This is a genomic window from Bradyrhizobium sp. CCBAU 51627, assembly GCF_028128765.1.
Lineage (GTDB): Bacteria > Pseudomonadota > Alphaproteobacteria > Rhizobiales > Xanthobacteraceae > Bradyrhizobium.
Genome location: NZ_LBJG01000024.1, coordinates 769,216 through 781,646 on the forward strand (window position 1 = coordinate 769,216; position 12,431 = coordinate 781,646).

General features: G+C 62.1%; 7 protein-coding genes. 1 reads left to right on the forward strand and 6 read right to left on the reverse strand.

What is annotated here, in order from left to right; genetic code table 11:
• Positions 1-562 precede the first annotated feature (562 nt).
• Complete coding sequence (locus XH88_RS18510) at positions 563-1,531, forward strand: DUF2971 domain-containing protein (protein ID WP_271669685.1); 969 nt, start codon at positions 563-565, stop codon at positions 1,529-1,531.
• 11 nt (positions 1,532-1,542) lie between these two features.
• On the opposite strand, the gene XH88_RS18515 is transcribed toward XH88_RS18510, so the two are convergent.
• From XH88_RS18515 to XH88_RS18540, 6 genes are all read right to left on the reverse strand, one after another.
• Positions 1,543-1,782 carry a hypothetical protein gene (locus tag XH88_RS18515; protein ID WP_271669686.1) on the reverse strand — a complete coding sequence of 80 codons (240 nt, stop codon included), beginning with the start codon at positions 1,780-1,782 and terminating at the stop codon, positions 1,543-1,545.
• Between the two features lie 391 nt (positions 1,783-2,173).
• The gene (locus XH88_RS18520; RefSeq protein ID WP_271669687.1) at positions 2,174-4,273 is read right to left on the reverse strand and encodes an ATP-dependent helicase; all 2,100 of its coding nucleotides are present in this window, start codon (positions 4,271-4,273) and stop codon (positions 2,174-2,176) included.
• 392 nt (positions 4,274-4,665) lie between these two features.
• The gene (locus XH88_RS18525) at positions 4,666-5,706 is read right to left on the reverse strand and encodes a Wadjet anti-phage system protein JetD domain-containing protein (protein WP_271669688.1); all 1,041 of its coding nucleotides are present in this window, start codon (positions 5,704-5,706) and stop codon (positions 4,666-4,668) included.
• Positions 5,696-10,042, reverse strand: coding sequence for a hypothetical protein (locus tag XH88_RS18530; protein WP_271669689.1), 4,347 nt, complete (start codon positions 10,040-10,042; stop codon positions 5,696-5,698). The genes XH88_RS18525 and XH88_RS18530 overlap by 11 nt, the downstream gene beginning before the upstream one ends.
• The gene (locus XH88_RS18535) at positions 10,035-10,760 is read right to left on the reverse strand and encodes a hypothetical protein (protein WP_271669690.1); all 726 of its coding nucleotides are present in this window, start codon (positions 10,758-10,760) and stop codon (positions 10,035-10,037) included. The genes XH88_RS18530 and XH88_RS18535 overlap by 8 nt, the downstream gene beginning before the upstream one ends.
• Positions 10,747-12,204 carry a hypothetical protein gene (locus XH88_RS18540; protein WP_271669691.1) on the reverse strand — a complete coding sequence of 486 codons (1,458 nt, stop codon included), beginning with the start codon at positions 12,202-12,204 and terminating at the stop codon, positions 10,747-10,749. The genes XH88_RS18535 and XH88_RS18540 overlap by 14 nt, the downstream gene beginning before the upstream one ends.
• Positions 12,205-12,431 lie beyond the last annotated feature (227 nt).

Sequence of the window (12,431 nt, forward strand, 5' to 3'; positions counted from 1 at the left end):
CAGCCTATTGCGCGTTGGGGCCTTCATTAGCTCCTAGCGGCAGAACCGAGATATTGGCGGTGGTTTGGTCGGCGGAAGCTAGAGGTAGCCAGCGTCAGTTCTGTGCCGTCCATCATTGCGGCAAAGATTGCTGGAGATCAGCCGCCCATCGGCCAGCGTTTTGTCGTCAGAAGACGAGGGTGCGGACTCCCCCGTTACTCCGAAAGTAACGAACGCATAGTGCGGCCGCTCGCGGCAGGCTGCAGCAGCGTGCGGCGGATGACGGCCTTAGATCTGCTGCTACCCATCCAGCTCTAGTTAGGGATCGGCGGGGAGATCGCGCATCGGGCGGCGATGCATCAGTTCGGGCTGCCATTTTAGGAGCAGATCACTTTCCCGGAGCTGAGGCGCGGCGAGCCGGACGATACGACAAGCTGACGGTACCTGCGGGAACGTAGCGCGAGGGATCATCAACTGAAGTCCGGGACTTCGGCCCGGTGCGCGGCGCGCGCATAGAGCGCGGTCGGCGTGCCGACGCGCCTCGAAGCCTTGCTTTCCCATAGGGCCGGTCTAAATCGGATTCATGGACAAGGAGACCAGCTACGACGACCGACACGCGCTGCCGCCGCCCCTGATGGCGGCGGTGGAGAAGTTTGATGCTTGGTCGAAGAAGCAGCTGCTGGTCGAGCAGAACGCGGCCACCCCGACTGTGCCTTTGTATCACTACACGGGCGAAGAGGCGCTGGTCGGCATCCTGCGGCACGAGAAGCTCTGGTGCTTCAGCCATCTTCACCAGAGCGATCCGAAGGAGTTCGAGTACTCGCTGGCGGGCGCCCTGGACGTCATTCGACAGGTGGGCAAGTCGGAGGACTTCTGGGTCAGGCATTTTTGCGGCTGTCTTGAGGACATGCTGGTGACGAACGGGCTTGCCAGTCCGTTCGACTTCTACCTGTTCAGCCTCAGCCGGCATCGCGACGACGCGGGGCAGTGGCGCCTGTACGGCAAGAACGGCCAGGGCTTCGCGATTGGCGTGGCGCCCTTGCTGCTGCAGCCGGACACCGATGTGCTCAGCTCGCAGGCGAACGAGAACCTCCACATCGGCCGGGTCATCTATGGCGATCGTGAGACGAATGCCCGGCACCGGCAGGTGATCAGGAAGGCGGCAGCCATTACCAGCCAGGTCGCCCGCCGCAACCGGCAATGGTTTGACCTCGTGCGGCCGGTGCCTTACTTGGCGGCGATGGCGCGTGAGGTTCTGGCCTCTCAGCTCATCTGGAACTGCCTGACCGCCAAGGAATCGAAGTTTGCCAACGAACGTGAAGTTCGCGGCATCGTGATGGGGGTTCGCGACCGGTTCGACCTGCACCGGAAGATGCTGGGCACGCGCGCCTACATCGAGGTGCCATTGCTCTTGAGAACCCCGGGCGGGATTGCGGAAATCTTTGTCGGCCCCGAGGCACCGGCCGACGCCGAGGGCAAGGTCAGGGCCCTGCTGAAGGCAGAGGGTTATACGGATTCGATTCCCGTGATCCGCTCTTCTGCCGTTATTTAAGGCGGGCTGGGCTACAGCCAGTACCACGGCCACCCGATCACCGCGACGAGGTGTGAAATCCCGATCCCCGTATTGCAGAAGATCGAGATGATCGTCTTGGTGGTCGTCGCGCAGGTCACGCGGCTGACGAAGAGCGAAAAGGCGATCGAGTGCAGCACGCCGATCATCACGTAAACCGTAAAGACGCCATAGGCGCCCATGGCAGCCAGATCCGTGAACCGCACCCGCGAATGCGCAACCACCTCGAGCACCGGCGCTGCAGCGGGCGGCCTTTCAGAAGGTGAGCTGCCACCCGCGGGCTGCGGCCGAGCTTGCGGACTGACGGGTGGCGAAGGGCGAGGCCGCGGCGCGGGCGAAACGGGCGGCTCCTTCGGACGCGGTGGCGGAGATGGGTGCACGATCGGCTCAGGCGCGGGCGGCGCAGGACGCACAGGTTCAGCGACATTGTCCGGGATAACGATGTCCGGAAAATCGGGCGCATCAATGGGCACCGGTCGCGGCGGTGCAGGCCGTTGCGGCGGTGGCGCCGGAACGGCGTCGCAGTTGTGCGGTTCGTTGTGTTCGAACGCCACCCATTTCCCGTGCGGCATCTGGCGCATGGAGATCCAGCGCTGGCAGTGCTTGCAGCGGCGACTGTAGGAACTAGCCATGCAGACCCGCCTGGGCCAGGAACGTGCTCGGTGGGACGCGGGTTTTGCAGGAAGTCTTGAGATAGCTGACGATCAGATTGGAGGAGGCGCGGGTCAGCGCGACGTAGAACAGGCGCCGCTCATCCTCGACCGGGGCGCGCTTGTGCGGAATGAGCCCCTCGTTGCAACTAGTCAGGATGACCGTATGCCACTGCAACCCCTTCGCCTTAAAGTACGTCGCCAGGGCGACCCCATCCTTCTCGTCGCCCGCGTTGGCCTCCTTGGCACGCTTGAGCGCCCCGTCAACCGTATCCACGAAGGCGTCAACCCGACCGCGAAAGCTGGCCGCCAGCTCGTAGACCTCGCCGAGCGGCACTTCGTTGTCGACGACGTCTTCGAGGCTGCCGACCATGCCGCGCAGACCCCGGAAATCCTTGGCTAGGATGTCGAGCGTCTTGAACAGGGAGGGCGCCTTGACGACCTCCTGCATCACCGCGGCGAAGCGGCTCTCGCGCAGTTTGGGCAGGAGTGCCAGGACTGATCGGCCGGAGAGGGCATCGAAGAAGGACGGAGTAGCGCCAAAGGCTCGCTCGAGCCGCGCAAGAATGCGTTCATCGACATACTGGAAATAGGATCGCAAACAGAGCACTGCGTCCAGCGAGTCAGGCTGCTGGCCCTTGTTCAGGGCAAGCTTCGCGCGCAATACCCCGAGGAGTTTTTCCAGCTCGTCGTTGTGCAAGATGTTGTCCTGCTCTCGGACATTGTAGGGAATGTCGCGGAGGATGAACTGCAACTGGATCGGCAGGCTTTGGGCGTTGGTGCGGTAGAGAACCGCGAAGTCCGAAGGTTTGAGGTCCTTGTTGCGCTTGTGCACTCGTTCGATCGTCGAGGCGATCATCTTGGCTTCGGCGGTGGCCGTGGTCGATTCGATGACTTTGATCGAGGCGTCATCGGCGCGGTGCGCAATGGGGTTCTTCTCGATGCGCCACTGATTGTGCCGGATCAGGCGCGTTGCGTGGTCGACGATGTTGCGCGGGCATCGGTAGTTGCGCTTGAGCTCGAAGCTCTCGACCTGACGGTCGAGGTGCTTTTCCAGCTCGATGATGTAGCGGGGCGTGCAGCCCCGGAAACCGTAGATGGCTTGGTCGTCGTCGCCCGTGATGACCAGGCGGGCCCGTTGCGCGATGAGCGCTACGAAAGCGAAATCCAGCTCGTTGATGTCCTGGAATTCGTCGACGATGATCTCGTCGAACTGGCGCTGCACCAGCGGCAGTACGCTGGTGGAGGCCTCCAGGCATCTGAGGGCGCGAAGCTTCTGGTCGTCGAAGTCCATGCGCTGCTCGCGTTGAAGCAGACGCTCGTATTCCTTGAATAGCCAGTGCACGGCCTGGATGACGAACTTCTTCTCTTCGGAGGTCGACCCAGCCTGGAAGAAGACCTGGGCGCTCTTGCTCGTGAGCATAAAGTCGGCGAGTTTCTGGGGTGCGGCGGCACGGGGATCGAACAGGGCGTTTTTCAGCAGACCGAAGAACTCGCTATAGAACCGGAATCTCAGCGACGCCGGTAGGGCATCGTGACGTTTACGCCCCTCATCTGTCGACGCCAGCGTCTCCTTCAGTTCCTTGATCAAGCGCCAAATGCGGGACGTCTCGATGATCTGCTTATGCTCGGCATGAAAGTGTTCGCGCAACAGTCTGTAACCGAAGGCATTGAGCGTGCTGATCTGAAAGTTTTGGTGGGGCGCGGACAGAGCGGTGAGCTGTTCGGTGACCTTTTCGCGCAGCGCGGTCACCGCGGAATTGTCGAACGTCAGACAAAGGATGCGCTCAGGCCGGGTCCCTTTCTTGGCGAGGTGCAGAACCCGGTTGATGATGGTCTGGGTCTTTCCTGACCCGGCCGGTGCGATCAGCCGCAGCGTCTGGTGCGGCGCGTGAATCAGGGAAAGTTGGTCGTCATCGGCCGCGGGCTGAAAGGCCTTGAGGGCGGGCCGGGCGTCCACGTCGATTTCCCGCAGTCGTTGCTCGAGCTGGCGTTCGAGCTCCTCTCGGACATCAAAGTTAGCGAACTCATCGTCCAGCGACAGCGTCGGCCTGATGTTGGTGACGGTACCCATGGTAGTCTCTCGCAACCGGGCAAAATATCGATAAGCGCATGAGAAACAGTAATTTAGATCAACCGGGCGTTGTTTTGGCAAGCCATTTCCCACGCCTGACGCGAAGCCAGCCGTGAGCACTCGAAATGGTGCGAGAGCCGCGGGGAATCCGACGGTGGGCAAACCGCATTCGCCGGGTCAGTTATTCGATCGCCGCACTCGAGCAAGGAATGGAGCCTGGTGAGCCAATTCATTGACTCATTGACCTCTATCGACGAGTCCTCGTCGAGGCGAAACTGGCTTGAGCTTGCGTCGGGCTGATCAATCTGACGCCGGGACGCGGAGTATCGTGATGGGATCGGGGCGCTGGACGATCGGGGGTGCGATTACTTGACCTCGAAAATTCAGTCGCATTAAAAATGAATCTCACCCTTTGAAAGAATGCGTGTGCCTAAGGACTCTTGGGGAAGCCGCTGCCCGGTAGAAAACAAGGCTTCGACTGGGTCACGCAAATCTTGGGGTAGCCAAGCGAGGTCGCTTGGCGATGCGCGTTCGCCCGATCGGAGTGCGGTCCGCGTCCCGTGCGAAAGGAGCCACGCGTAAAGGGTCGCCATTGGCCGAAGTGCGAGGCCTCCGCGCCGGGCACGGCGCTCAGCAGCGCGGCTCGCAATACGTAACCCCGCGGGGTCGATGTCACCGAAATAGAAGAGCTGCGTGGCCTGAAAGCGATCAAGCAGTTCGTCAATAAAAGTCTCGTCGTAGCCGAGGCTTTTGCCATGACCGCCACCGGCGTAAGCGACGACGGCGAAACGTCCGGCACGGCGATTCCATTCGGAAAACGACGCCCACGTATCGTTGTTCTCGACGATGAGAATCGGCTGGCCGCGCGCCGAGGCTGGGCCGGCTTCGAAAGGCAGCGGAATAGGACAAACGCGGCAGCCCAACGCCGCGAGCGTCAATTGGCCGAACAGCGTCGTCATGCCGCCGCGCAATTGATCGAGGCGCTTTTCATCGCCGAAAATCTCAAGGGAGCGTTCCTTGATCGGAACGACGACGTTCAGGTTGGGATCGGTCTTAAGCCATTCATTGATCCGCTTGGCGGATTGAAGGCGTAGGCGGTTACGCTCTCCGGCCGCAAAAGCCAGCAAAGGATGCCATCCATAGCCGGGCAAAACGACGGGCAAAGGTTTTGATCGCGGTGTCGCGAGCAGAACAAATCCCGGCAACGCGGCGCCGCCCGTCCGGTCCCAGCTCCGCGATTGTTTTGGAAGCAAGATCGCGCCCGAATCGGCCGCGCTGCGCAGGGCGTCGGCCAGCCGCATCCGCCGGTCCGGCTGCTCGGCGAGTTCAGGACAGGCCATTGCAAATTGCTGCCGGAGCATCTCCAGAGCAATGCGCCGGCGGCCCGTCTTCTTGAGTGCCCGGACCAGACGGTCGGCCGGCTCAGGCGGCACGGTCAGTCCCCTTGAGGCGATAGTCGCCGGAGCGCACGCGAATGTATTTCGGCTGGCCATCCACCAGAACGCGTTCCCCTTGGACGAGGCGCGTGATGGTCGGGAACATATTTAGGACGTGCTTGTCTTCGCTGCACGTGGTGACAAAGAGCTGGATGTCGAGAAGATCGGCCATCGTCTTCTGCAAGATGATGTGTTCCATCATGTTCGACATGCCGTAGGTATTGTCGAGCATCAGAAAGCCGCCGGACGCCGCGTTTTTACCGTCCGTGCGCTCGTCCATAGCCATCTTCTGGATGACGGTGTAGAGCATCATGGCAACCGTTACGCCTTCGCCGCCTGAAAGACCCATCCTGTCAACGCGCATGTAAGGCTGGATGGCGTCGCGCTTCGGCTTAAGAATTTCGATTTCGAGGGCGCGGCCGGCATGCACGCGGCTAAGGAGCTCGGCGGCGAGCAAAGCACCGTCGGACGGAACGCGCCCGGTCAGCACCTGTTCATCGAGCCACATGGAAAGCTGGTTGCGCACCATCTCGACCGGCACGTCACGCAGGCGTCGTTTGATCTTCAGGATGCGCTCGCCGCCGTAGAAGGCGATGTGATCCGGAATCTTCGAGCAGCGGGCGGCGCGGAGCAACAGGTCATCGGCGTGGATGACATGAAGGCGAAGCTGTTCAAGGCACGCGTTCTGGTCGCGGACCTGATTTTCAATCTCGCCGTGAACGATGCCGATACGTTCGGCGATCCGCCCCTGAAGCGTTGCGCGCTCCGCCCCCGCCGTCCGATGCGAATAGCGGCGCAGATGGTCGGCGACCTGAGGCTCAAGACGCCGGAAATGTTCGCCTTCGATCAATTGGCGAATTTCCTCGAAACGCTTTTCCGCGTCGCCTTCCAGACGGCTAATTGTGGCGCGTGCCTCGCCAATCCGTCCGATGGTCTGGTCCAGCGTCGGCTCAAGCTCGTCGTGAACGATACTCAAATCCGGCAGTTCGTGACGGTTCGTCTCCGGAAGATGTCCTTCGGCACGTTTGGCGAGCGACTGGACGCGGTTCAGCTTTTCCTTGATGCTGTTGTGACGCGTGCGAAAGCCGCCGCATTCGCGGTCCATGGTACGGATGTCGGTTTCAAGCGTGTCGGCCTGCTGTTGGCGGCGTGCGGCTTCGCTGGCGCAGAATTCGGCCGGCTCTTGTGCAAATTCCGGCAGGGAAATGGGTTTGATCCCGTTCTTTTTCTCCATCCGCTCGATCTTGCCGCTGACGGGGCCGAGCGCTGACTGCGCCGATGTCAGCGCGGCGTCGGCCTGAACGACGGCAGCCCGGCATTGCTGCTCATTCTGTTCGGACTCTTTGATCGCGCGTGCGAGATCGGCGATCGCGACAAAGGGCTCTAGGTCCAACTCCGTCAATCCGCGGCTTGCCGTCGCATATTCCTGTTCGAGCTTGAATATACTTTCCTTGACTGCGTTGAGCTGAAGCGAAACGGTCGCTTGACGGGCGTCGCGTTTACTCGACAGGGCATTCTCCGCGATTTTGTACTGGCTGCGGAGATCGTCGAATGTCCCGCTGCGATCAGCGGCCCCGCCGTCCGTCTCCGGATAATGCGCCCTATCGGATCGGCGCGCCTCAGCAGTGGCGCGCAACGCCACCATCTCGCTTCGTTGCCATAGTGCCGCCGCTCGTGACTTGCCGGTCGCGGCACGTGCTTTGAGTGCTGCATCCTCCTGCTGACACTGTTCGGCCTCGGCAACCGGAATCCGCGCAGCCGTCTCGGCGATATCCACATAGCGGCGCGCGAACTGCTCGACGGCCTGTTTTGCCATTTTCAGCCGGCTGATCGCGTCGGCGCATGTGCGCAGGCTCTTACGACACGCTGCGCGTTCCTTGGTGATGGCTTCTTGACGCGCCACCGCATCCGTGACCTGCCGATCGGCGCGCTCCTGATCGGCCTTGAACGCTGCGGAACGTCGCAAGACCTCGTCCGGCCGGTCGTCCCGATAAGCGGCGTGCAAGTCGCGAAGATTATCGATGAGGCTGCCTAACGCCGCGACCTGCACCACGCATCCCTCAAGCTGCGTCTCCTTCTGCCGCAAGGCGTCGGCCAGTTGTGTTTTTTCTTCAAGGGCAGCTTGTTTATTGACGCGGGCCGCGCTGAAGGGGCCGAAGATAATGCCTGTTTCGGTCGCGGGCACGGCGATCGATCGTAGGGTCGCTTCCGAGACGACCACTGGGCCTTTCAATTTCAGGCGGCTATCGTTGGCGAGCTCCGAAAGTCGCTTGCGGTCAAGACGCGCGACGAACACGCCGCCGAAACGCGCCGGGTCGTTGCGCAAGAGTTCGATGGCCTGTTCGGCATCTTGCTTGAATTGCGCAAGGTAATGTTCGGCGGGCTGCGCATCGCCAATGCCGGCTTCCTTCAGCGTGCGCGCTACAAGAGCGACATCAGGCGGCACGGAAGAGACGCCTTCCACATCAAGAAAGTTCAACTCGGCCGCGATGACTTCGCGCTCGGTCGCGAGCTTGCGGTGCGTTTCCTCGCCGAGGGCGCGAGCGGCGCGAGTCCGCTCCGGCAAGTCGAGCCGATGCGGATCTTTGTCCTCCCCGGCCAAGATCGGCGCCAGCGCCTCGTTGTCGAGGATCGCCTTCTCCAGAGCGCGACCCGCCTCGCCGAATTTGGCGAGACGCGCTGCTTCTTCGGCGCATCGACTCGACGCTGCCAGCGCGCCCGTACGCACGCCTTCAAGGCCCCGCGATTCCTTCTCGCGCTGCTCGTCCTGCAACTCTAGTTCGGCGGCGGCATCGCCTTCGGCTTGCAGCTCGCTGTCGATCCGGATGATCGCCGCGCTTGGGCTTTCGCTCGGTTTGAATGCGGTCATCCGCTCAAGCTCCTTGCGCTCACGGTCGTGATCGGCCACTCGCACGGCGAGACGCTGGATCTCCGCCTTCAGATCTCCGGCGCGGCGGGTCGCTTCGCGGTCGGCGGCATCATGCAGATCTGCCTGCTGCTGCGCTTCCATGGCCTGCTGTTCGTGCTTGGTGGCATCCCGTTCGGCCTCGTCAGCAAGCCGCTCCAGCAAGGCATGCAGATTGGCTCCGGCGCGCGCGAGGAGGGCGCGATCAGGAGCCAGATCGCGCTCGATGCGTTCCAGTTCGGCCTCAAACGCCAACTGCTGCGCTTGCGCGGATGAAAGGCGGCGGCTGATATCGGCGGCACGCACCGCCTGCAATCGACGGCTAGAGGCCGTGAAATTCGTGTTCGAGCGCTCAACCTCCGCCTTGGCGTCGCTAAAGCGTCGGTCGGCGGCGGACTTTTCGAGGAAGAGAATTTCGCCATGAAGCCGGCGCTCGCGGTTGCGGGCATCCTCAAGCTGCTGTTCCTTGATCGCGATCTCGCCGCCGACGGTGTCGCGTTCCACCTCCAGCTTTGTCTGGTCGAGCTTGAAGCGGGAGAAGAGCCGCCCCAAAAGCTTGAAATCCTCGGCACGTTCCGTCTCGGCGGTCTCCAAGTCTGCGGCGGCGGAAAAAAATGGTGCGAAGGCATCGGCGAGCTGGGTCAGAACTTTGAGCTGGTCTTTGCGCTGCGGCAGGCCGCGGATTTTCGCAAGGCCGGTCTCCAGGGCTTGGATGACGCTCTCCGCGGCGTCGGTCGGAATCATGAAGGAAAAGATCTTTTCGAGGAACTGTTGTTCGGATTTGAAATCAAGAAAGGCCGCGCCGATACCGCCTTCGGCCGCGCAGAACCGGCGCTGCACCTCGATCACTTTCAATTCTACGCCCAACTCGGCGGTCAAATGCCTACGCCAGGCGGTCAGCGAGTCAGTGGCAAAGAAGGTCGGCTGCGCGCGCATCTCGCGCGCCCAACGCGTGAAATCATCAAGCGAACGCAGCGGCGCCTCGGCGGAAAGCCCCCGGAAGGGCAGGGTGTCGAGGGAGCTCGCGGCATCGGATTGGAACGCGAAGAAGCGCCTATGTCCGGGCTCGCCTTCTTCGCCCTTTGAGGCTGGCGTGAGCCAGAAAACCTGTCCGATGACGTGGCGAACCGGCTTGTCGTTTACGCCGGGCTTGACGAGTTCGAGCGCGACGACGCCAAGGCGCCCAGGCATGAAATAGTGCTCGATCTTGTGCTGGCGGTTGATCTCGGTACGCAGGAACTTGCGGCGGTCTGGTTCAAAGAGGCTGAAGAGGAGGGCCAGAATGGTGGTCTTGCCGACGCCGTTCGGCGCGTGAATGACGTGATGCAGGACCGACCCGTCGGCATCCGCCGGCTTGATCAAAAGCTCTTCAAAGACGCCATCAACATAGCCGCAGGCGTCGAGATAGGCGCGGTTGATCTTAAGCACGGACGGCCTCCCTGGCGGCGCTCGCAGCGCGGGCGATATCGAGAAGCGGCACCGCGGCATGCTCGGCGAGCATCATGCGGAAGCGCGGCGTGGCCACATAGAGGTGGTTGCCGTCTTGGCGCTCGTCGACCGCCACGAAACCCGTCTCGAAGAGATGGTTGAGCGCGAGGCCTACGAGGCCGTGCAGGTGGCTGCGCGCGGCGCGCCGTGCATCCTCGACGATCTCCGGAAGCGCTCGGATATATTGCCATCCCTTGCGCCAGCGGACGGCAGTCGCATCGCCGGCCCGATCCTGCGATTCGAGCGCCTGGCACAGTTTGCTCAAGCGCTCGCGGATTTCAGACAGGGTTGCGCTCGGGGACACGATCTCGTCGCTATCAAGCGAGTCCTGCGCCGGATAGAAGGTCGCGCAGGTGGCAACCAAGACCAAGGCCACCACGGCGGCATCCTCGTTGGAGACATGGCGCCGGAAACGGGAGATATTGTATCCGAATACGGATTCGGATTCGGCGCCGAGCACGATGCCGGTTCGCGTGCTGACGCCGACAACCCGCAGCTTGAGTCCTTCGGCGACGGAAGCGACGATCGTCTTGAAAGCGCCGTCGTCCATCCAGCGCCGTACCAGATCTCGGTATTCCGGGTGGGCTTCGGGAAGTGCGCGCGGATGCAATCCCCATTCGACGAGGCGCGAAGCGTCCTTGACATCATTGGGAAGCATGGATGCCGCCTCCGGTCGCCGCCGCGCGCGAAAACCTCACATCGGTGCCCTCGACAAACCCCGCATCGAAACGCGTTGCTAGGATCGACGCGTCCCCGGTAACATCCGTGGTGCGCGGATCAATTGCCTGCTCCAAAATAAAAAAGAGGCAGCGCTGAAAGGCATCATCCTCGGGTCTGGCCCGAGCCGCGCGCTCAAGGATTTCACCAAGCGTGATGGCACCCGCGGCGAGAATCGTCTCACGCGCGAATTGCTCGGAGCGCGCGATCGTCGCCTCGTCAAAGGGCAAGGCGATTCCTGCGGTGGGATCGTCGAACGCGTAGTCCGGATCGATGGCGTCGATGTCCTCGATGTCGGGCTGGAAGGCAGCGATTGTGGTCCCAAGATCAAGCACGAGCGGCGGCAGCGTCCCGGAGATGGCGCCGAAAAGACCGTCCGCGTTCTCGATCAGGAAGCTGTCCGGCGCGCGCAACAGAGGGTCGAGAATCTCGTTTTCGAGATCGGGCAGCCGCGCCAAGGGCCGTAGCTTGAGGGCGTCCGCCTGGAGGTGAAGATATTCTTCAGCCGTCTTCTGCACCACGACAATCAGCTTGCGATGACGTGTCTGCACATCGAGCAATAGGTTACGGATGCGCGAGAGATGACGGCGGTCCGTTTCATCTGTGACATCAGCGGCCGTGTCGCTAAGCTGGGCAAGCATCGCGCCCTCGCGCATGATGGACGCATCGAGCAGGCTGCGGGCCTCTTCCATCTTCGGGCCTAGTTCCTGATGCCACATGACTTTCAGGATGGCGCGACGCGCTTCGGCCATCAGTAAGCGCAGCGCCTCGGCCAGGCGAATGCTGTTGGTCCGCGTGCGTTCGGCGGCGGACACCGCGTGATCATAGAGTCCGCGTTTGAGAAACTCGCCGACGATAATCTCGCTAACCTGCGTTGCGGTGAGCGGATCATGCGCCAGCAGGCTGAGATGGATTTCAATGGCCTCCTGAGTAAGGCGATAGCCCACGGTGCCGTCGGGTAGCGGCTCGGCCCGTAACAACGCAAACTCGAAAATGACGCCATCCGCCTTGTCGGGATCGAACAGGCGGACCTTGAAGCGCGCCCTGCGGTCGCGGGCGTTGGTCAGCCCGTCGAACACATGTTCCGCCAAAGCTAGGGCGTCTGTGCCTGAAAGCCCTCGCGACTGAAGCCGCGCCAAATCGGCGAGGTATTCGATCAATTCGGCGCGGCTGGCGGTGCCGCCCGCACCCATCCGGTCGATCAGCAACTCAATGGCGGCGAGTGCCAGATACCGCATGTCGACGCGCTCTGCAGCCTTGGCGGCGACATGCAGCATTCCTTTGTTATCCTCGGCCCGCTGCAAGGGTGCGATCAAGGAGAGCGCCCGCAGATGGCTGGTCAGGCGCGGTGCCGCTTCGGCTGATGTAGTACGCTGGTCGGACATGAACTCGGTCGTTTCCGATTCTCGATTCCCCGCTGCGGGATCGTGCGTCGCAACTTGCGATCATCCTCTTCGATCCGATCAGCACACACCGAGATTGGGGCGGCGTCCACCGCGTCAGACCCCATGGCCGGCTGCTCCCCGGAAAGTTTCCCTATAGAACAATCAGCGAACATGTGCAACCCACGCGCGCGACGATCGGCAACACCCTCAGTTGCGCCAGCACCTTC

Excerpts from the sequence above, each read along its gene's own strand:
- XH88_RS18535 (WP_271669690.1), bottom strand. The coding sequence starts at position 10,760 with ATGCTTCCCAATGATGTCAAGGACGCTTCGCGCCTCGTCGAATGGGGA.
- XH88_RS18540 (WP_271669691.1), bottom strand. The coding sequence starts at position 12,204 with ATGTCCGACCAGCGTACTACATCAGCCGAAGCGGCACCGCGCCTGACC.
- XH88_RS18510 (WP_271669685.1), top strand. The coding sequence starts at position 563 with ATGGACAAGGAGACCAGCTACGACGACCGACACGCGCTGCCGCCGCCC.
- XH88_RS18520 (WP_271669687.1), bottom strand. The coding sequence starts at position 4,273 with ATGGGTACCGTCACCAACATCAGGCCGACGCTGTCGCTGGACGATGAG.